24 protein-coding genes are annotated in these 20,689 nt (G+C 36.5%); 17 read left to right on the top strand and 7 right to left on the bottom strand.

The annotated features are described in order from the left end of the window. Window positions 1–79: 79 nt before the first annotated feature. Complete coding sequence (locus EIB73_RS06325) at window positions 80–724, bottom strand: hypothetical protein (protein ID WP_125023702.1); 645 nt, start codon at window positions 722–724, stop codon at window positions 80–82. A gap of 122 nt (window positions 725–846) precedes the next feature. Between EIB73_RS06325 and EIB73_RS06320 the strand changes: the two genes are divergently transcribed. The 7 genes from EIB73_RS06320 (at window position 847) to EIB73_RS06290 (ending at window position 6,915) form a co-directional block, all read left to right on the top strand. Further along, complete coding sequence (locus tag EIB73_RS06320; RefSeq protein WP_125023701.1) at window positions 847–1,764, top strand: DnaJ C-terminal domain-containing protein; 918 nt, start codon at window positions 847–849, stop codon at window positions 1,762–1,764. After that, a complete protein-coding gene (locus EIB73_RS06315; RefSeq protein ID WP_125023699.1) occupies window positions 1,761–2,054 on the top strand; it encodes a chaperone modulator CbpM in 294 nt (97 codons plus the stop codon). The genes EIB73_RS06320 and EIB73_RS06315 overlap by 4 nt, the downstream gene beginning before the upstream one ends. Window positions 2,055–2,454: 400 nt before the next feature. Next, entirely contained in the window at window positions 2,455–2,826 is a 372-nt protein-coding gene (locus EIB73_RS06310; RefSeq protein ID WP_125023697.1) for a PadR family transcriptional regulator, read from the top strand. Between the two features lie 4 nt (window positions 2,827–2,830). Then, window positions 2,831–4,540, top strand: a complete 1,710-nt coding sequence (locus EIB73_RS06305; protein WP_125023695.1) for a PspC domain-containing protein — start codon at window positions 2,831–2,833, stop codon at window positions 4,538–4,540. A 301-nt stretch (window positions 4,541–4,841) separates the two neighbouring features. After that, window positions 4,842–5,408: a 1-acyl-sn-glycerol-3-phosphate acyltransferase gene (locus EIB73_RS06300; protein ID WP_125023693.1), complete on the top strand. Its 567-nt coding sequence runs from the start codon at window positions 4,842–4,844 to the stop codon at window positions 5,406–5,408. Between the two features lie 75 nt (window positions 5,409–5,483). Further along, on the top strand, window positions 5,484–5,900 hold the full coding sequence (locus EIB73_RS06295) for a PaaI family thioesterase (RefSeq protein WP_125023691.1): 417 nt from the start codon (window positions 5,484–5,486) through the stop codon (window positions 5,898–5,900). A 43-nt stretch (window positions 5,901–5,943) separates the two neighbouring features. Then, a complete protein-coding gene (locus EIB73_RS06290; RefSeq protein WP_125023689.1) occupies window positions 5,944–6,915 on the top strand; it encodes a chorismate-binding protein in 972 nt (323 codons plus the stop codon). A 103-nt stretch (window positions 6,916–7,018) separates the two neighbouring features. Here the strand turns inward: EIB73_RS06290 and EIB73_RS06285 are convergent, their stop codons facing one another. Both EIB73_RS06285 and EIB73_RS06280 read right to left on the bottom strand, forming a co-directional pair. Continuing rightward, complete coding sequence (locus tag EIB73_RS06285) at window positions 7,019–7,396, bottom strand: DUF1634 domain-containing protein (protein WP_125023687.1); 378 nt, start codon at window positions 7,394–7,396, stop codon at window positions 7,019–7,021. Next, a complete protein-coding gene (locus EIB73_RS06280) occupies window positions 7,396–8,226 on the bottom strand; it encodes a sulfite exporter TauE/SafE family protein (protein WP_125023685.1) in 831 nt (276 codons plus the stop codon). The genes EIB73_RS06285 and EIB73_RS06280 overlap by 1 nt, the downstream gene beginning before the upstream one ends. Before the next feature lie 111 nt (window positions 8,227–8,337). Between EIB73_RS06280 and EIB73_RS06275 the strand changes: the two genes are divergently transcribed. From EIB73_RS06275 to purE, 7 genes are all read left to right on the top strand, one after another. Next, the gene (locus tag EIB73_RS06275) at window positions 8,338–8,889 is read left to right on the top strand and encodes a DUF1543 domain-containing protein (protein ID WP_125023683.1); all 552 of its coding nucleotides are present in this window, start codon (window positions 8,338–8,340) and stop codon (window positions 8,887–8,889) included. A 3-nt stretch (window positions 8,890–8,892) separates the two neighbouring features. Next, entirely contained in the window at window positions 8,893–10,017 is a 1,125-nt protein-coding gene (locus EIB73_RS06270) for a 5-(carboxyamino)imidazole ribonucleotide synthase (RefSeq protein WP_125023681.1), read from the top strand. A 46-nt stretch (window positions 10,018–10,063) separates the two neighbouring features. Continuing rightward, window positions 10,064–11,545, top strand: a complete 1,482-nt coding sequence (locus EIB73_RS06265) for a TonB-dependent receptor (protein WP_228411289.1) — start codon at window positions 10,064–10,066, stop codon at window positions 11,543–11,545. Beyond that, window positions 11,542–12,090, top strand: coding sequence for a TonB-dependent receptor (locus EIB73_RS15165; RefSeq protein ID WP_228411288.1), 549 nt, complete (start codon window positions 11,542–11,544; stop codon window positions 12,088–12,090). The genes EIB73_RS06265 and EIB73_RS15165 overlap by 4 nt, the downstream gene beginning before the upstream one ends. 105 nt (window positions 12,091–12,195) lie before the next feature. Further along, window positions 12,196–12,663, top strand: a complete 468-nt coding sequence (locus EIB73_RS06260) for a CYTH domain-containing protein (protein ID WP_125023679.1) — start codon at window positions 12,196–12,198, stop codon at window positions 12,661–12,663. A gap of 52 nt (window positions 12,664–12,715) precedes the next feature. Next, window positions 12,716–13,882 carry a BaiN/RdsA family NAD(P)/FAD-dependent oxidoreductase gene (locus EIB73_RS06255; RefSeq protein WP_125023677.1) on the top strand — a complete coding sequence of 389 codons (1,167 nt, stop codon included), beginning with the start codon at window positions 12,716–12,718 and terminating at the stop codon, window positions 13,880–13,882. Between the two features lie 163 nt (window positions 13,883–14,045). Continuing rightward, entirely contained in the window at window positions 14,046–14,549 is a 504-nt protein-coding gene (gene purE, locus EIB73_RS06250) for a 5-(carboxyamino)imidazole ribonucleotide mutase (protein WP_125023675.1), read from the top strand. Here purE and EIB73_RS06245 read toward each other — a convergent pair whose 3' ends face one another. Then, a complete protein-coding gene (locus EIB73_RS06245; protein WP_125023673.1) occupies window positions 14,550–15,377 on the bottom strand; it encodes an alpha/beta hydrolase in 828 nt (275 codons plus the stop codon). 63 nt (window positions 15,378–15,440) lie between these two features. After that, window positions 15,441–16,643 (bottom strand): aminotransferase class I/II-fold pyridoxal phosphate-dependent enzyme, encoded by a 1,203-nt coding sequence (locus tag EIB73_RS06240; protein ID WP_125023671.1) that lies wholly within the window; start codon window positions 16,641–16,643, stop codon window positions 15,441–15,443. A 153-nt stretch (window positions 16,644–16,796) separates the two neighbouring features. Between EIB73_RS06240 and EIB73_RS06235 the strand changes: the two genes are divergently transcribed. Next, complete coding sequence (locus EIB73_RS06235) at window positions 16,797–17,252, top strand: Lrp/AsnC family transcriptional regulator (protein ID WP_125023669.1); 456 nt, start codon at window positions 16,797–16,799, stop codon at window positions 17,250–17,252. Window positions 17,253–17,270: 18 nt separating this feature from the next. On the opposite strand, the gene EIB73_RS06230 is transcribed toward EIB73_RS06235, so the two are convergent. Continuing rightward, window positions 17,271–17,909 (bottom strand): alpha/beta hydrolase, encoded by a 639-nt coding sequence (locus EIB73_RS06230; protein WP_125023667.1) that lies wholly within the window; start codon window positions 17,907–17,909, stop codon window positions 17,271–17,273. A gap of 227 nt (window positions 17,910–18,136) precedes the next feature. Between EIB73_RS06230 and EIB73_RS06225 the strand changes: the two genes are divergently transcribed. Then, the gene (locus tag EIB73_RS06225; RefSeq protein ID WP_125023665.1) at window positions 18,137–18,856 is read left to right on the top strand and encodes an SDR family oxidoreductase; all 720 of its coding nucleotides are present in this window, start codon (window positions 18,137–18,139) and stop codon (window positions 18,854–18,856) included. A gap of 107 nt (window positions 18,857–18,963) precedes the next feature. Then, window positions 18,964–19,746: a 2-amino-4-hydroxy-6-hydroxymethyldihydropteridine diphosphokinase gene (gene folK, locus EIB73_RS06220; protein WP_125023663.1), complete on the top strand. Its 783-nt coding sequence runs from the start codon at window positions 18,964–18,966 to the stop codon at window positions 19,744–19,746. Between the two features lie 148 nt (window positions 19,747–19,894). Here the strand turns inward: folK and EIB73_RS06215 are convergent, their stop codons facing one another. Continuing rightward, entirely contained in the window at window positions 19,895–20,647 is a 753-nt protein-coding gene (locus EIB73_RS06215; protein ID WP_125023661.1) for an acyl-CoA desaturase, read from the bottom strand. Window positions 20,648–20,689: the final 42 nt, after the last annotated feature.

Here is a 20,689-nt window from a genome sequence, read left to right as displayed (position 1 = left end):
TATTTAAATTTAGTCAAATATAATTCTAAATATTAAAAGTAGGATACTTACCAGATCATCATTTTATCTTCCAATCCAATTAGGTCGTCCAGGAATTATTGATGACCGCAACAAGATAGTATTGGCCTTCATATTCTGAAAACACAAAGAAAAGAGAATTCCAATCCATTAATCCGTATTCTTCTGTTCCGGGAATGTAGTTTTCGACCAGTGAACCTTCATAAGTTTTGCGGATGTTATTAATTGTGTTTCCTTGACCCTGATAGGAATTGAGAGAAAATTGACTCTGGGTAAAATCTTTTTTAAATACCCACTGTTCCAGATAATCTTTCAGAGAAAGGATTAGAGGATCGCCGGTTCCATCTTTTTCGCCCCACGTAAATTTAATGGGAGAAGAACTGTATTTTCGGAAATCTTCCAGACTGAAATGTTTGTCTTTCTTTGTGTTTACATAAGAATACATGGAAAATGTCACTCCTTTTTCCGGATGAATAAAAGTGGAAAATTTTTCATAATCTTTCATCTTTAAAGATTGAAGAACTTCATCATTTATAACTTTTAAATGTTCCACTACATCTAAAGTGTCTTTGGTAGCTTCAGGCTTGGTTACGGAGTCCTTGATAATCTTTGAAGTTTCCATAGATTTATCCGACGTTAAGGCGGTTTCCTGCTTCGAACAAAATAGGAGAGAGAGCAGGGAAAATAAATAGGGAAGTTTTTTCATAGTGCTACAATTTAGGCTAAAGTCCTGTTCATTAAAATTAAGAAAAATAAACAGAAAGTTTTAACACAACTTTAAAATAGAAAATCCTTTACTTTTTGTAAATTTGAAGAAAGCATTATTCAATGGCATATATAGATTATTATAAAGTTTTAGGAATTGATCAGAAGGCCACGGCCGATCAAATCAAAAAGGCGTACCGTAAGTTAGCGCGGAAATACCATCCCGACGTGAATCCCGGTGATAAAGAAGCCGAAAGAAAATTTAAAGAAATTAATGAAGCCAACGAGGTTTTGAGTCATCCGGAAAACCGTGCTAAATATGACAAATACGGAGAAAACTGGAAGCATGGCGAACAATATGAGCAAGCGCAACAGCAACAGCGCGGTCGGCAATCCAGACAGAGCAGCAGTTATGGCGGCTTTGCAGATACCGATTTTGAGAATGGTGCAGATTTTTCGGACTTTTTTCAAAGTATGTTTGGTGGCGGCGGATTTGGCGGTGCTTCGCGAGGCAGCGCTTCTGGGAAGTTTAAAGGCCAGGATTTGGAAGCCTCATTGAATCTCCATTTGCGTGATGTAGCGAAAACCCATCAGCAAACTTTTGAGATCAATGGTAAAAAATTGCGCATCACCATTCCGGCCGGAGTTGCAGATGGTCAGAAAATCAAATTAAAAGGCCACGGAAATCCGGGTCATAACGGCGGTCCCAACGGTGATTTATTCATCACGTTCAATGTGCAGGAAGATGCTGAGTTTAAAAGACAGGGCGATAATCTGACTTCAGAGGTTGATCTGGATTTATATACCGCCATTTTAGGTGGGGAAATTGAGGTGAAAACACTGGATGGCGCGGTAAAACTTAAAGTGAAACCCGAAACGCAAAGTGGAACAAAAGTGCGCTTGAAAGGTAAAGGTTTTCCTGTCTATAAAAAGGAAGGCGAATTTGGTGATCTTTTGGTGACGTATAACGTCCAACTTCCTAAAAATCTGACTGAAGCGGAAAAAGAATTATTCCTTCAACTTAAAAATCTAAAAAAATGAGCGAAAGAATATCACGCGAAGAACTCGTAAAAATCTATAATATCGAAATCACATTTTTTGATTCGCTGGAAGAAGCCGGACTTTTGAAACCTGTGGTCGACAATGAAGTAAAATATTTACTGTACGAAGAATTACCGGCTTTTGAGCGGTTTGCAAATTGGCATTACGATCTGGAAGTTAACCTTCCCGGTTTAGAAGTGATTCAACATCTTTTAGATAAGCTTGAAAAACTTAGACATGAAAACGAAAGGCTGCAATATCTTTCGAGTAAATTTCATGATATCGATTAATTTCTTGTCTTTTTTAAAAAAATGAAACTTCGAAAAGCTTAATTCGAGAAAATATTTGATGAGTTTCTGCAATTATTTTTCGGAAAATGACGTTATTTTTAACTTTTCAACTGTTTTAACAAGCCATCTCTTCTCGGGATGGTTTTTTTAATTTAAAATTTTATTTCTCACAATGTGTTATTTTATTAGGCTTTCAGGGCTTTTCTATTGTAATAAAAGTAATTGATATAAAAATAATATTGAAAGTTTTACTACTTTGTATTGCATAATACTAAATTTATTACATATCTTTGTAATGTAAGATTTGAGAAGGTGTTGAAAATTTGCGAATCGATGGATATCAATCATTCAAAAAATCACCCTCAAGTTGAACATCAACCAATTAATAACCTAAAAGAATATGAACACAGAAAACACCAAAGCGCAAATGCGGAAAGGTATTCTGGAATTCTGTATTTTAAGTTTGATTAATGAGCGCGAAATGTATGTTTCTGATCTTATTGATGAACTCAAAAAAGGAAAACTGGATGTAGTGGAAGGCACTCTTTATCCGCTGTTGACCCGACTTAAGAACGGAGAATTCCTTTCTTACCGTTGGGAAGAATCCACCGGCGGGCCACCCCGAAAATATTACCAGATGACGGAGAAAGGCAAATTATTTCTTGCGGAACTTCAAAATACCTGGAACGACCTGACAGACTCTGTAAACTTGATTACTAAAAACAATAACCCGACGGGCGCACCTGAAAGCGCGTTCCTACCAAATTCTTAATATCATGAACAAGACACTCTCCATAGGACTCGCCGGTTTCTCTTTCACAATCGAGGAACACGCTTACATCAAACTCAGCGATTATCTTGCGGCACTCAAAAGCTCTTTAGATGCGAATGAAGCAGAAGAAGTAATGCATGATATTGAAATCAGAATGGTGGAAATATTTAAAGATGCACTCGGAAAACGCGAAGTGATTAATGATGTTGATGTTGACCGCGTGATCTCACAAATCGGCTCGCCGGAAAAAATAGAAGAACAGGAAGAAGCCTATTTTTCCGAAACTAATTCAAACCAGAAACGTCAACAAAAAAGCAATGCAAATTTCAATGGTCAAAAGCAACTTTTCCGAGATCCGGAACTTGCTAAAATCGGTGGAGTTTGTGCCGGATTAGGGCATTATGTAGGTATGGATATCAGCGCCATGCGTGCGATCTGGTTGGGAATTGCGATTTTAGGGGTATTTACCGCTGCAATTTCTACATCAGTTATTATTTTAATCTACATTATTCTGTGGATCGTGTTGCCGAAAGCGGAAACAGCAACCGATTTTTTGAAAATGAAAGGCAAACCTTTAAATTTCGATAATTTAAAACAGGAATCGACAAAAATTGTACAGTTTGCCAATGAATCTACGCAGAGAGTAGGAGAACTTTATAACGAAAATAAACCCTATATCAACAAAGCGGGAAACGGCTTGTGGAATGTAGTTCGTTATCTACTGGGAACGATTTTAGCAATCATGGGACTTTCACTTCTTATAGGATCGTTCACCGTGTTAGGACTTGGTTTTTCCGGAGCCAGTAACATTAATTTCTTCAACAATTTAGGATTTTATCTGCAGGACAGTAATTTTGGATTCCTCGTGATCGCTCTCGGATTCTTGTCTTCTTTTATTCCGGGACTAATTTTCTGTTATCTCGCAGTTAAATTATTTTCTCCGAAAACAAGGTTTAATAATACGGGATATGTGATCGGAGCCTTAGTTTTGATCTGGATCGGACTGGTTGCTGCGACAGGATTTAGCGCAATTCGATATAAAACGCAGTACAGCGGAAGCAATGACAGTACGCAAAACGTCGCCATCAATACTTCTTCAGATTCCCTCTTAATTGATGTGAAAAGAGTCGTAATTCCGCAAAACTTTAAATCGTACTGGGATGATGTATATTCTGATGGGAAAACTATTTTCAAAGAAGATTATCCTAATTTAGATGTCATAAGAAAAGACGTAAGCGTTCCTTATCTCGAAATTAAAAAAAGAGCAGATGGATATAATTTACCTTTAAATGTGAATGTTCCCGTGGAAATTGTAGATAATAAAATCTTGCTTCCGAATTATATTTCTTATTCCTATAATGACCGTTTAAGAGATTACAGAGTCGACTATAATTTGATTGTCCCAAAAAGTATGAAGGTGATTGCCCTGAACGATGGGCGTGGTTTTTCCATAGATGATGAGGCAAATGATGATCATGAAGAAAACGATAACTCCACCGGAATCGTGATTGAGAAAAATAAGGTGAAGATCAACGGATCTACGATCGAATATAACTCAAACGATAGAGACAGTGTAATTATCAATGGCAAAAAAGTACCGAAAAAAGAAGCAGATAAAGTGATCGATTCTATGAAATGGAATCTGAATAAGCTTCAAGACGTCGACATCTCCATCAAAAACGGTAAAAAAGAAATCGTCATCAAGACAAAATAATTTAATCTTGATATCAATAAAACTTTAATAAAAATTAACACGTTCGAAATTTCTTTTTTAGATTTTAATTACTAATTTCGTAGTGTTAATTTAATGTAAGATTATTAACACCAAAAAACTTCCAATTATGGTTCAGATTGTTTTAGACATCGCAATAAAAATAATTGATTTCGTAACTAATTTGTTATAGACAAAATTATATTTTAATATATTTGTTAGGTATAACCAACGCTGTTTGGTTATACTTTTTTGTTTATCAGTCTTATAAAAAGTGGGTCTTTGGAACCAAAATTTAGATTTTATGAAAAAATTATTCGGCAAATTAATGCTTAAACTGGTCGGTTGGAAAGTGGTCTTAGAAGGCGACGTAAATAACCTGGACCGCTGCATTCTGGTCGTCGCTCCTCACACCGCAAATGATGAGTACATGCTCGGGAATTTTGCGTATTGGTCCTTGGGTAAACCCTTGAAAGTCATTATTAAAGATCAGCATACGAAAGCTTGGTATGGCTTTTTAATAAAGGCAATGGGTGGTATTGGCATCGACCGTTCTCAGAAAAATGATTTGGTTAATTTTGTCGTGAATGAGTTTAAAAAAGATGATTTCAGTTTGGTAATTACGCCCGAAGGAACCAGAAGTTGGGTGCCTAAATGGCGCAAAGGTTTTTACCATATGGCATTGGCTGCAAAGGTTCCCATCGTTATTGCTGCCGGAGATTTTAAAGATAAAGTAATTTATTTGGGTAAGAAAATTTCGGTGGAAGAATTAGAAACAAGATCGTATGAAGACATCATGGCGGAAATGGAGGAATATTACAAAAAGATCACGCCGAAATTTCCTGAAAAGTGGAATCCGAAGATATACTAGCTCAACCTTAACCTCAACCTTAACCTCAATCTTAACCTCAACAAAAACCTCAACCTTAAACTGACTTCAACCTTTATGGAAAATAGAGAAGAAATTTTAAATAAATTAAATAACTGGGGCGGCGAAACCCTGGGAAAAACTTTAGATATCGTTTTTACAGATGTTACTGACGATTCCCTTTCTGCAACGATGCCTGTAACGGCAAAAGTGCATCAACCTTACGGTATTCTGCATGGTGGTGCAAGCTGCGTTTTGGCAGAAACTTTAGGTTCCTCTTTATCTGTATTGCATGTCGATACCGAAAAATTTGCGCCGGTGGGAACGAACATTAATTCAAATCATCTGCGAAGTAAAAAAGATGGAATCGTGACTGGAACGGCAAAATTCATTCGAAAAGGCAGAACAATGCATGTTTCGGAAATTGAAATTCGCGACGAAAAAGGGGAATTGATCAATCACACCACGATGACAAATAATATTATTCCCCGTTAATAATTTTCATCAGATGTTTTAACTTCAGTTGATAAAAACTAAAATGCTGTATTTTCGATTTCCTTTTTCCGAAGACTATAATTTCGTTGATGAAAATCTCGATAAAAATCCGGTATCTTTTCATTCTTTTGATAATTTAGAAATCCTTGATTTTAGCGGAGAAATAGAATCTATTTCTAAAGATGAAATTTTAAGTGCTGAAATTCTGAGCGATTCTTTATCCTCAAAATTGCCTTTATTTGAGGAGGAACAGCAATCGGATTATCAGCAGAAACTTCTTAAAGTTATTGATTTTATTAAAGAAAATGATCTTTCAAAATTGGTGATTTCAAGAAGAAAATTAGTGAAGTATGAAGGTTCACCAATTAATTTGTCCAGAACTTTTCTTAATCTTTGTAAAGCTTATCCAAACGCTTTCGTTTATTTCTTCATCAAAGACGAAAAATGTTGGCTCGGCGCTTTTTCCGAACTGCTCGGGAAATTCAATAAAAAAACTTCCGAGTTTGAAACCATGAGTTTGGCCGGAACAATTCCGGTTCATGAAAGTTGGACGAGCAAAGAAATTGAAGAACAGAAACCGGTAACCGATTTCATTAAAAATATTTTAAATGCTTATTCCGAAAAAGTGGAATTATCGGAGACTTATGATCATCTGTCCGGAAATATCAAACATTTGAGAAACGATTTCAAAGCACAAATCGTGAGAGAGGATGTAGAGAAAATTATTTCTGAACTTCATCCAACGCCGGCAGTTTGTGGGATTCCAAAGGATTTTTGCAGAAAGGCTATCGGCAAGTTTGAAAAGGATCCAAGAAATTTTTACGCGGGTTATATCCGCGTGGAAAACGACGATTTTGTTCAATATTTCGTTAATCTGCGGTGTGCTGAATTTTTTCAGGATGCGGCGCTTATATATGTCGGCGGGGGAATTACCGCAGAAAGTTCGCCTGAAAAAGAATGGCGAGAAACTGAATTAAAAGCCGAAGCTGTTCTGAAAAATATAGATTTTAGCTAATTTCTTGCGGTAAAAATTGAACTAATTTTTGAAATTAAAGTCGTCTAAATCGATAAAAATCTCTGGTCATTTTAGAAGTTTCCGAGACTCTTAAATTATTTTTTTAGTGTGCAAAACCCATGAGGAAACTCACAAGCATAATGGCCAAAACGATAAGAGAAACGATGACGTAAGTGTAATCTCTTTCTTTAATGTAACCGACGAGCGCAAAGATAATTCGAACCAGTGGCGTTAAAATCAATATCAGAATTCCGAGCTGAATAATTCCTATTCCTTCAAAATTTTTCAAAGAATTAAAGAAACTTTGCCAAATCGTACCTTCCGGAACTTCCAGGGAAATGTAATCTTTAGGCATTGTAAACCCTTCAATAAACAATTTCACAAAACCAAAGAGGGAAGTGACAACCGAAATGATGACGCCTAACCGAAGAAGATTTCCGACGGAACGGTTAAGATCCAGATCTGTAAAATGTCTTTTCATTATTTAAAATTATGGTTAAGACCGTTATACATCATATAAATCGAAAGAATGGACACGACCACTGCAAAAACAATTTTCAGCTTTTTAGTTTGAGAAACCATAAGGGTTTTCGAGCCGATATAACTTCCCAAAACCACACCGATCAAAACCGGAGCTACAATAACGGGAATAATTTCACCCCTTTGAAAGTAGATAAGAGAACTCGCAACTGCAGTCACTCCGATCATGAAATTACTGGTTGTGGTAGAAACTTTAAAAGGCAGTTTCATTAAATTATCCATGGCTAAAACCTTTAATGCACCGGATCCAATCCCTAAAAGTCCCGACATCACTCCGGCAAAAGCCATCATAAAAAATCCGGAAATGGTATTTCTCGCGGCGTAGGATTTAATTACTCCTTTGTCGGGAAAAGTGCCGTACAGTTGAAGTTTATGTTCTAAACTTCCTTCTATTAAAGGTTCTTGATGATCTGGTTTTTTTCTGAGATTAAGAATAACGGTCAGAATCAAAATGCTGGCGAAGATAATTCCGATCGTATTCGCATTCAGCATTCCCGAAATTAAAGCGCCTCCAATTGCCCCGGTCGTCGTGGCAATTTCTAAAAACATTCCGATCCGGACATTCGTAAATCCTTCTTTCACAAATGCAGCGGCAGCCCCGGATGAGGTTCCGATGACTGAAATTAACGAAGCTCCAATTGCATAATGCATAGGAACACCGAAGCCAAGAGTTAATAAAGGAATGATGACAACACCGCCGCCCAATCCGGTTAAGGATCCCAATAATCCAGCAGACACGGCTCCGAAGAACAGAATTAATATTTCCGACATTTCACAAATTTAAGGATTTTATGCCTTTTAAGAAAAATTTATTTTGTTAAAAAAGAGAACATTAAAATTTTATAGAATTTATTTAAAACGTATTTTTGTTTTTTCCAGAAGATGAAATTATTTTACACCATTCTCGGAGCCATACCTGCAGGCAGAAATATTGAACAGCATGATGTGTTTTTCGGTATTGGTGAAAGCATGAAATCGCTCGTTCCCGCAATAAAAAAGTTTTGGCCCGAAGCCAAAGGGAAAATCCATATCGACTGTTATCAGGAAGTGAAATTTGTAGACGGCTTTGAAATAAAGATCGTAGAAAAAACGGCAGAGCTTTCCGAAAATCATCTTTTCTTCATCAATCTTGGCGGTTACGAACACGGAAAGTTTGAGGAACTGCATCAGCAATATTTGATGGTCGGCAAATCACTGTCGGAAATCACGAAAAGAGTCAAGAAAACGGAATTCTATAAAACCATGGGTTTTACAGATGCCGTGAGTCATATTGATGATAAATACGGGGTTGATATTGATGATATTTTTAAAGTGAACGATATTTTACCCCTCGAAATGCGGGATAAGTATTCCATTATTCTGGAAAAAACAGAAGCAACAAATCAAGAGAATTTTACTCATATCGGTTATTTGAAACTCAGCAAATTAAAATAAAAAATGAAAATAGGAATTTTAGGAGGTGGGCAACTTGGGCGCATGTTAATTCAGGAAGCGTTAAAATATGACGACGAATTTTACACACTTGACCCCAATGCAGATTGCTCCTGTGCTCATATTTCGCACTTTACACAAGGAGATTTTAATCAAAAAGACGAGGTCGTGAATTTCGGAAAAGATAAGGATGTCGTCTCCATCGAAATTGAGCATGTGAGTGTAGAAGGCTTGGAAGTGCTTGAAAAACAGGGTGTAAAAGTGATTCCTAATTCAAATATCATTAAGATAATTCAGCAGAAAATTTTGCAGAAGCAATTCTATGAGCAAAACGACATTCCGAGTCCGGCTTTTCAGGTTATTTTATCTAAAGAAGAGGAAATCAAAATACCATTTCCGTTTGTTCAAAAACTTAATACAGGCGGTTACGACGGAAAAGGCGTCCAGGTCATTAAAAATGAAAGTGATCTGAATAAAATGTGGGACGAACCTTCCGTCCTGGAAAATCTCGTCGATATTGATAAAGAACTTTCTATAATTATCGCGAAGAATGAAAGTGGAGAAATTAAAACGTTTCCCGTCACAGAAATGATTGCGGATCCGAAATTGAATCTTCTAGATTTTAATATTTGTCCGGCTCAAATTTCGGAAGACGTTCAAAATCAAATTCAAATCATTGCTGAAAAATTTATGAAAGCGGCCAAGTCTGAAGGTTTATTTGCAATTGAATTATTTTTGGATAGAGAGGGTAAAATTTGGGTGAATGAAACCGCACCACGCTTACACAATTCAGGCCATCAATCGCAGGAGGGAAATGCCAATTCTCAGTTCGAGCAGTTTTACAGGGTTTTAAAAAATCTACCACTCGCCAACACTTCTGACCATGGATTTTCCGGAATGTTGAATTTGGTAGGGGAAGCAAATTATACAGGAAAAGTAAAGTATGAAGGTATAGAAGACGTTCTTAAACTACCAAATACTTACGTTCATCTTTACGGAAAAGGTGATACGAAACCAGGACGAAAAATGGGTCACATCAATGTTTTGGCGGATTCAAGAGAAGAACTTTTGGAACAGTTGGTTGCCATAAAATCGATGGTAAGAGTGATTTCAGAATACGACCCAAAATAGGTTGATTTGTTATAATTGATAAAATTTGATTAATTAAAATGGGACGATGAAATTTTATCTTTTGCTTTTCTCGATAACTTCGTTCTCTGTTTTTGCGCAGGAACAGGATTCGGCGACGCTTATTTCTGAAGTTAAAATCGAGGCGTACAAAAAGCCAAGTTCGTATATCGGCTCTACAAAATCGGTTTCCGTTATTTCAGATCATCTTTTACGTTTAAATAATCCTGAAAGACTTCTGGAGGCGATCAATCAAAATGCCGGCAGTAGAATGGAAGAACGCTCACCGGGAAGTTACCGTCTGTCCATACGTGGAAGTTCTCTGCGTTCGCCCTTTGGGGTCAGAAATATCAAAGTTTATCTGGATGATTTTATTTTATCCGACGCTTCCGGAAATACTTATTTGAACAGTATTTCACCCGAATTAATTCATCGAATTGAAATTTACAAAGGTCCCGAAAGTGGCGATTTTGGTGCTGTAACGGGTGGGACACTTCTGTTAAAAACCCGGACCGCAGATCATTTATCAGGCAATATTTCGGTTGGGAGTTATGGAACCTTTAACCAAAGTATCGATTTTTCAAAGCAGTTTAAAAAACATTTTCTTCAGGTTTTTCAGAATTATTACCAAACTGATTCCTATCGTGAGCAGTCTGCCGTACAACGAAAGCAGCTTTTCATAAAAGATCTTTTTCAATATCGTGAAAACGCAGAATTAAAAGCCCTGCTCCTTGTATCAGATTTATATTATCAAACGCCTGGCGGTTTAAGTTTGGAACAAATGCAGATGAATAGAAAGCAAGCGCGACTTCCAACAAAGACTTTGCCCGGCGCAAAAGAACAACATGCCGGAATTCGGAATAAAATGATTTTAGGCGGACTTTCGCACGAGTTTAAGATCACTCCCAACTTGTCGCAATTTATTTTAGTGCAGGGATCATATGTGGATTTTGAAAATCCCTTTATTACTAATTTCGAGAATCGCTTTGAAAGTAATTTTGCGCTGCGAACCCATTTGAATTATCAGAAAAACTGGAATAAATTGAGTCTGGAATGGAGAGCGGGTTATGAAGGAGGAACCAATTCTATTTTAATTAAAAACTATGATAACAATAGAGGAATTGAGGGAGATCCGCAGAATTTTGACCAACTTAAAAATAATTCAGGATTTTATTTTTTGTCCCAGAAACTGAAATTTAGTGATAAATTATTCAGTGATATTTCAGTCAGTTTAAATTCAAATTCTTACGATTGGGAAAATATTTATCCAAATATTGAAAACGGAAAGGTGAAATTTAAAAAGCAGGTGCTGCCGAACTTTGGAGTTACCTACATGTTAACGAAAGATTTTTCGGTGAGAGGCAAAATTGGTAAAGGAAATTCTTCGCCCACAAATGAAGAAATCCGTTCTTCAAATCAGAAAATTAATAAAGAGCTTATTCCGGAATATGGCTGGAACAAAGAAATAGGTCTTCGAAAACAGTTTGCAAATCTCTTCTTTCTGGAGACACTTATTTTGATTTCCGCATGAAAGATGCCATTGTCAGACGACAGAATGAAAATGGAGAAGAGTATTTTGTGAATCAGGGAAATACCGTACAGAAAGGAGCAGAAGTGCTTTTGGAATCTAAAAATTTTAAAATTAATAATCCGGTATTAAATGGTGTGAAGTTTAGATTTTCCGGGAGTTTTTACAATTTCAAATTTGAAAATTGTCGGCAAAACGACGTCAGTTTTTCCAGAAATGATTTAACAGGAGTTCCCGCAACCACGATTAATAGTTTATTGAATTTTATGTTTTTTAAAAAATTGGGAGTTGATTATTCTCATTATTATACGTCCAGAATTCCTTTGAACGACGCAAATTCGGTTTGGTCAGATGCGAGTTTTGTCGGAAATATTCAATTTCGTTATCCGCTGCTTTTTGATAAGACGCAAGTAAATATGTTATTTCAAATTCAGAATCTATACAACACGGAATATGTTTTGGGTTACGACATCAATGCTTTTGGTAACCGCTTTTACAATCCTGCGGCCAAAAGAACATTTAATTTTGGTGTTAATTTCATATTTTAGAAACCTATCACAATAAATTCTCAACCTTAATTTTAATTCTTAAAAAGTGATAAAGTTTGACAGGGTTTTTTAATAGGTACGATTAATAATGATAAATTTATAGGGATGGCAATAGAAATAGAACGAAAATTTTTGCTCAACCGCGAAAAATGGGAGGAAGTTGAAAAACCTTTGGGCGAGTTTTATCGCCAGGGATATTTATTGACCGATCCGACAAAAACTATTCGCGTTCGTCAAACAAGTGACAAAGGATTTTTAACCATCAAGGGAATTTCCGTGGGAGCTTCCAGAGCGGAATATGAATATGAAATTCCGTTGCAGGAAGCCAAAGAATTGCTGGATCAATTTGCGGTTGCAGAACTTTCCAAAATCAGATATAAGATTTCAATCGGCAATCATCTTTGGGAAATTGATGAATTCTTGGGAGATAATAAAGGTTTAATAGTTGCAGAAATCGAGTTGCAAAATGAGGACGAAACCTTCAATATTCCAGACTGGATTGGGGAAGAAGTAACCGGAGAGGAAAAGTATTACAATTCAAACTTAGTTCTGAAGCCTTATCAGAATTGGTAGAAATAACACCCGTAAACTTATCGGAAGAGACAATGTGAATTTTTAAATCATAATGGAAGACGATCAAATTATCATTATCGGTGCTGGTCCTGCAGGATTAATGGCCGCGCAAATTTTAGCCGAAAAAGGATTTAAAGTTCACGTATATGAACAAAATAAAGCAGCAGCGAGAAAATTTTTGGTGGCGGGAAATGGTGGATTTAATTTGACGCACAGTGAAGAATTGGATCATTTTATTCAAAAATATGAAGCAAAAGAAATTCAGCAAATTGTAAAAAGTTTCGATAATCAAAAAGTGATTCAGTGGCTTTTGGATTTAGGAATAACAACTTACGTCGGAAGTTCCGGAAAGATCTTTCCCACTAAAAATTTCAAGCCTATTCAGGTTTTAAAGGCCTGGCTGGAGATGATGGAAAAACTCGGAGTGGTCTTTCATTACGAACATACCTTTATTAACTTTGATGATACGACCGTTTATTTAAAGAATAATGATCAAACGATTTCTATTAAATATTCAAAACTCATCTTGGCAATGGGCGGCGGCTCCTGGAAAAAAACCGGTTCAGATGCTAAGTGGGTAGAAATATTAGCTCAGAAAAATATTGAGATAACCCCCTTGCAGTCCGCGAATTCCGGTTATAATACGAATGTGATATTTCATCATTTACAAGGTCAGTATTTAAAGAACATCAAAGTTTCTTTTGATAAAGAGGAAAAAACTGGAGAAATTGTTTTTACAAAATATGGGATTGAAGGAAGTCCGATCTATTATCTTAATCGTTTTACACGAAAACATAATTTCCCTTTAACGCTGAATATCGACTTGAAACCCAACCTATCAGAAACTGAAATTCGGGAACATTTAAATGGAAGTTCAAAAATAAGTTCTGTACTGAAAAGAAACTTAAAATTGTCAACAACCGCAATCAATCTTTTAAAAACGCTTGATAAAGAAAGTTATCTGGATTTAGATAATTTAGCAAAAACCATCAAGAAATTTCCGATTGAAGTTTTAAGTTTCCGACCGATTGATGAGGTGATTTCGACGGCAGGAGGCGTGGCTTTTTCGGCCTTAAATTCTCAACTTGAATTGAGAGATTTTCCAAATGTTTACTGCGCGGGGGAAATGATCGACTGGGAAGCACCAACAGGTGGATATCTTCTGCAAGCGTGTTTCTCCACGGGAGTTTTTGTAGCAAATTCGATTGCAAATTCTTAATTGTATTATCAAATTTGGCTGTAATTATTCTCAAAATTAATAGCTGTCATTTTTAAAATCTGCAGAAGAATTATCAAAATCATCCAATTTGCAGGTTTATTAAATATCCATTCCTAGAACTTCTAAATTTTCTTAACTTTAAACCTTAAAATTTACACGCAAAATGGTCGGAATAATAATGGGAAGTCAAAGCGATTTGACAGTGATGGAACAGGCAGTTGATTTTCTTAAATCATTGAATATTCCTTATGAATTAACGGTGGTGTCCGCACACCGCACACCGGAACGAATGTTTGATTATGCAAAAACTGCAAAATCCCGTGGTATTAAAGTAATCATCGCCGGCGCAGGAGGCGCTGCCCATTTGCCGGGAATGGTCGCGAGTTGTACCACGTTACCCGTCATCGGTGTTCCGATTTTATCTTCCAACTCAATTGATGGTTGGGATTCTGTCTTGTCAATTTTACAGATGCCGTCCGGAATTCCCGTGGCAACGGTTGCTTTAAACGGTGCAATGAATGCAGGGATTTTAGCGGCAAAAATATTAGGAAGTTGCGATGACGAAGTTTCACAAAAACTGGAAGCTTTTCAGGATTCTTTAAAAGACAAAGTTTTGGGAACCGTGAAAGCAATCAGTAAAGTACATCCCAATCACTTCGACAAATAATTAAAGATCCACCCAGAGGAAAGCGGCCGGGAAAACCCGTCTCCAAAAGAGTTCGTTGTGTTTCCCTGTTTCATCTTCTTTAAAAAAAATGTTCTTAGACTTTACTTTTTTAAGTTTAAGATTTGCGATGACTTTCAAGGTTTCCTTATCCATTCCTTCGTCTTCGTGTTTGCCTTGAATAAAATAATATTTCTGGTTTTTTAAATTTGAGTTTTTCGAAGAGATGAAGTCATTAAGTTCTTTTGAATTGAACCAGAAAGCGGGACTGAAGGCTAAAATATTCCCGAACGTTTTCGGATATTCAACAGCGCCATAAACAGAGATTAAACCTCCCAGAGAACTGCCGCCCAACGTGGTGTTTTTTCTGGTGCTTTTGGTTCGGTAATTTTTATCGATGTAGGGTTTCAGCGTTTCTACAATAAATTTCATGTAAAGTTCCCCTTTTCCACCGCCATATTTTTCATTTTTAAATGGAGACAGTTCTTCTATTCTTTTTTCGCCGCCATTATCTATACCTACGACGATAGCACTTCCTTCTTCTTCCTTAAAAAGTTGGTTTAAAGTTTCGTCGATTTGCCATTCCCCGGCATAGGAAGTTTTATCATCAAAGAGATTTTGACCATCCTGCAGATAGATTACGGGATATTTTTTTCGGGACTGATCATAATCGGGTGGAAGATAGATCCAGATTCTCCGCGTGGTTTGAAGTTGAGGCATTTCAAACTTTTCTGAAATAATTTTTACATTTTCAGCGGCGGTTGATTTTTTTTCCTGAGAATTGCCAAAGCTAAAATGGAGAAGTAAAAAAAGATACAGCAGTTTTTTCATGAGGTAAAATTAAAAAAAGACTTCGAGTTGAAGTCTTTTTAAATCAATTATTTAATTAAGAATTTATAAAATTCCTACCTGCTGCATGCACCATTTCATTTCTTCGTACGTTCTTTTAATATCGTGGTCTAAACCTATTGACATGCGGATTAAGCCTTGTGAAAGTCCCATTTCTTTTTGCTCATCTTCCGGGATTTCAGAAGAGGTAGAACTGCCAGAACAGGAGAATAAAGTCTTATAGAAACCTAAACTCACTGCCAGATAACCTAAGTTTTCCTTTTGCATTAATTCCAGTAATTCATTGGCTTTTTCTACAGTTTCTACATCCAAGGTCAACAAGCCACCAAAACCATATTCGGGACTCATCATGCTTTTATAAAGCTCGTGTTGCTTATGACTTTTCAAGCCGGGATATTTTACTTTCAGTCCATCTTTTTCAAACTGTTCGGCAAGATATTGTGCATTTTCGCTGTGTTTCTTCATTCTGATATGAAGCGTGCGTAGATTTTTAAGAATACTTGCGGCGCGCAAACTGTCCATGGTTGGTCCCAGCAACATACAGGCTCCGGAATTTACATCTTTCAAATCGTTAATAAATTGAGAAGACGCACAAACAACACCGCCAACGGCATCACTGCTTCCGTTTATGAATTTCGTTAAACTGTGAATGGTAATGTCGGTTCCTAAAGTTTGTGGTGCAATCGACAGCGGTGAAAAAGTGTTGTCCACGATCAGTTTCAAATTGTGTTTTTTTGCAATTGCCGCCAATCCGCGTAAATCAGCAACTTCTAAAAGTGGATTGCTTACAGTTTCACAAAACAGAACTTTTGTATTTTCATTAATGGCTTTTTCAACCACTTCCAGATCGGTAATGTCTACGAAAGAAGTTTTGATCTGAAAACCTGGCAGAAAATTTTTCATAAAAGCATAGGTTCCACCATAAATCGTACGGCTGGAAATAATATGATCGCCAGTTTTACAAAGCTGCAGAAGGGTAGAAGTGATGGCTCCCATCCCGGATGCCGTTACATTTGCACTTTCCGTTCCTTCCATCTGAGCCAGCGCTTCACCTAAATAAAGATTGCTTGGGGAAGAGTGTCGGGAATATAAATAGCATCCTTCTGTGTTGCCTTCAAACGTATCGAACATGGTTTTAGCCGACAGAAAAGTGTAGGTTGATGAGTCTGAAATTGAGGGATTTACACCTCCGAATTCTCCAAAGTATTGCAGATCCTGAATCTTATTAGCTGCATTAAAGTTTTCCATTAAAGTTATTTTTTTATAAACTTCAGTATTTTGGAATTAAAAGACAATATAAACGCAGAACTTTAGAAAATAAATCTATGAAATGAAGCAGTTGTAGATTTAAATTTTATATTTGAAGAATAATAAAAACATTTACCGAAAATATTTCATTGCATGTTAGATTCAAAAGATAAAAAATTACTCATTTTGTTGCAGAACGATTCCAAGAAAACCACGAAACAACTCGCAGGCGAACTTGATCTGTCCGTAACTGCAGTTTTTGAACGCATTAAGAAATTAGAAAAACAACAGGTGATTGATAAATATGTGGCTTTGGTTGACAAGACGAAATTGCACAAAAGCTTCATCGTGTTATGTCATGTGCGTTTGGCGCAGCATAAAAAAGAATACATTTCTCAGTTCGAAAAAGAGATCATTCAGTTTCCCGAAGTGCTGGAATGTTTTCATGTATCCGGCGATCATGATTACATCTTAAAAATTTGTGTTCGGGATATTGAGGAATACCGGGATTTTATGGTCAGTAAGTTGACGAATCTGCAGCACATTGCGAGCACGCAAAGCTCCTTCATGATCAAAGAAGTCAAAAATTCTACGGTAATTGAACCTTAGTGAAGGAAAAGTTGCTCTTTATTTCTTGAAAAAATCCATCAGATCCATATAATTTTTTTGGTTCACGCCGTGGCCACTGATATATTCGCGGAAAGAGAAAAAACAGCTTAGGTCATAAAGTAAGTCTGCGGCTTTTCTACCCCATTCAATCGGAATAATAGCATCGTCGGTACCATGGGAAATGAAGAAGCGAAGACGTTCAAGTTTCTTTTTATCCTTAACAATATTGGTCAATAATTTTTCTTCCGGATAACAGCTCATACAAGCGACCTTCGAAAATAACTCGGGATGATGAAGTGCCAGTGCGTAGGTTAAAATTCCGCCTTGAGAAAAACCGGCAAGATGGGTTTGGTTTTCTGTCAAGCCATATTGATTGGTGATTTTCAGAATGTTTTCTAAAATTAATTCCAGAGATTTTTTAGCCTGGGTGACATCAATGCGGTTTTCCGGATTCATGAGATCGATGTCGTACCAAGAATAACCTTCGTAAGCGCTTTTCATTGGGGCGCGGAAACTCACAATTAACCAGTCTTCCGGCAAGGTTGGCGCAAAGCTGAATAAATCTTCTTCATTGCTTCCGTATCCGTGCAATAAAATCAGTAAAGTTGTTTTAGAGTTGATGTTATGAGGTTCGCGTACGACGTATTGTAAATCCATGGCACAAAGATAATGAATTAGGTTAATTTTATTCGAAACGTTGTGAATCCTTTCTGTCTCTAATTTTATGTTAAGCGTCAGAGTTTAATTTTCCGTTTTAATTACTTTTCCTTTATTTTTAGTAATTAATAAACTGAAGTTTTTGTCAATCCAAGAAATAAGTGTTAATTTTATAAGTCGTGCTGAGTGCAATCATTGCGCTTAAGTTTATCACCAAATAAACGAATATGAAAAATTATGCTTTGGTCACCGGTAGTGCCGATCGAATTGGAAAAGCGGTGGCAGTTCATCTTGCCAATCAAGGCTATCATTTGGTTTTGCATTATAACTCTTCGAAAGAAAAAGCTGAAAAGCTGAAAAATGAAATTGAATCGATTTATGAAAATATAAAGGTAGAATTGCTTCAAATTAACTTTTTAAAAGAAAATGATTTCAATCAGATTTTTAAAGATTTAAAGAAGAAAAAAGTTATTGTTGATCTTTTGGTGAATTGTGCATCGGATTTTATTCCATCCAACTTTGAAGAGGAGGGAAGTGAACTTTTTGAAAAAGAAATGACTATTAATTTTAAAAATCCTTATTTGCTGACCAAAGCTTTTGCAAGCGTTTTTGGGAAAGGAAATATCATTAATTTCATCGATACAAAAGCAACGAAAAACAGCACCGTTCATCTTGATTATATTTTAAGTAAAAAGTTGTTGAGTGATTTTACCAAAATTTCTGCCGTGGAATTAGCACCTCATATTCGCGTTAATGGAATAGCACCGGGCTTAATATTGCCTCCGGAAGGTAAAGATGAAAGTTATCTTTTAAATCTGGCTAAAAATATTCCTTTAAAATCAATAGGCAGTTTAGACGAAATTGTAAAAGCTGTACAATTTATTTTGGACAGCACATTTTTCACGGGACAAATATTATATATCGACGGCGGAGAGCATTTGGTATAAAACCAGACTTGGGATCAGAAAACTACTGATAACGGACTATTTGGCAACAGTAATGTAGAGAATACCTGTTGCATTTTTAAATAAAACAAAAGTAAAAGTAAGTATTTATGGGAGCAACCTATCATCCGAAATTATCCGAAATTAGGGTAGAAAAGCTTAGACTTCGGGCATACATTGGTTTTATTGACTGGGAAAAGGAAAAATTGCAGGATGTGATTATTTCGTTTTCCTTTAAATATGATACGGCCTTGGCTTCGGAAACTGATGAGGTAGCACATGCGGTCGATTATAAGAAAATAACGAAAAAAATTATCGATTTCGTGGATCTTAAAAGCTTTCATCTTATCGAAAGTTTGGCCGAAAAGGTTTTTTTACGGATTCAATCTTTTGGTCCTGCGCTAGAGGATATTAAGGTCAAAGTTGAGAAACCCCATGCTTTGCGTTTTACAGATAATGTCCTGGTCGAAATTGCAGGTCACGATCGGTACAACACGGCGGTAATCGCGCTGGGTTCTAACATCAATTCTGAAGAAAATTTCAGCAAAGCCTTGGTTAATCTTCAGGAATTAGGCTTCATCATGCAGCGTACAACTTTTATAAAAACCGCTCCTTTAAAATTTGAAGATCAACCGGATTTCCTGAATGGTGCGCTTCTTTTGAACACTAAAAAAAGTCTGTCAGAATTGAAGATGAATTTAAAACAGATTGAAGCTTTGCTTGGAAGAGTACGGTCTGAAAATAAAAACGCGCCACGGGAAATTGATTTGGATGTTCTTACTTATAATGGATTTCTGATTGATGAAGAAATTCAAGAACTGCCTTTCCTGCTGGATTTCGTGCGCGAGTTGCAACCGGAATTTCAGGTGGATCGTTCAGCATTAGAAAAATAATTGATCTCACTATTCTTAGTTTACTAAGATTTTCTCAAGCATTTATTTCCCGTTGTAAACTTAAAAATGTGTTACACATTTCATTCAGATTTTAAGACAACGTAAAAGAAAAACGTCTCATCAAATAATGATGAGACGTTTTATGTATTTAATGTTCTCTATTAACAACGGCAACCGGATTTAATTTAATCAGTTTCATTTTGTCAAGTAAAATCATAATTTGATAAGTGACATCCATTTCATGCCATCTTACCCCACCGAAGTTGGCTCGGCCTCCATGTTTGTGGTGATTGTTATGATAGGCTTCCCCCATCATTAACCAATCAAAACGTAAAAGATTTTTAGAGGTATCAGAAACTTTGAAGTTCGTATAGCCATAAATATGTGCAAACCAGTTGATAATTACGCCATGAATCGGCGCCATCGTATAAGCGACGGGTAATAAAAGCCACTGCCACCAAGCTGTTGCAAAGAAATAGAAAAATACAGTATATGCGATTCCCCAAGCCAATCTGGAGCCCCAAGAACTTGCGAACTTATCGAAACTCGCCCATTGTGGAACATTTTTCGTGAATTTTTCTTCGATGATTGCTTTCTGACTGTTGATGTCCGCATAGATTTTCTTTGTCCGCCACATCATGGTAAATAAATTATCATCGTATTTTGGTGAATGCGGATCTTTTTCAGTATCGGCATAAGCGTGGTGCATTCTGTGCATAACGCCGTAACCGTAAGCGGAAAGATAGTTGGATCCCTGCGTAACCCAAGTTAAGACGTAACACAATTTCTCGCCAAATTTTGACATTTTAAAGGATTGATGAGCTGCGTATCGGTGCAGAAAAAAGGTCTGAAAAAAAAGTCCGGAATACCAAAGGACTACAATAAAGATGATAATAACCATGTAATAAATTTAATTAACAAAGGTACAATGCTTTTAGCAAAA

It is taken from the genome of Kaistella carnis (assembly GCF_003860585.1).
Taxonomy (GTDB): Bacteria; Bacteroidota; Bacteroidia; order Flavobacteriales; family Weeksellaceae; genus Kaistella; species Kaistella carnis.
Note: the sequence above shows the minus strand (reverse complement) of the source record. Positions and strands in the feature narration are given on the sequence as shown.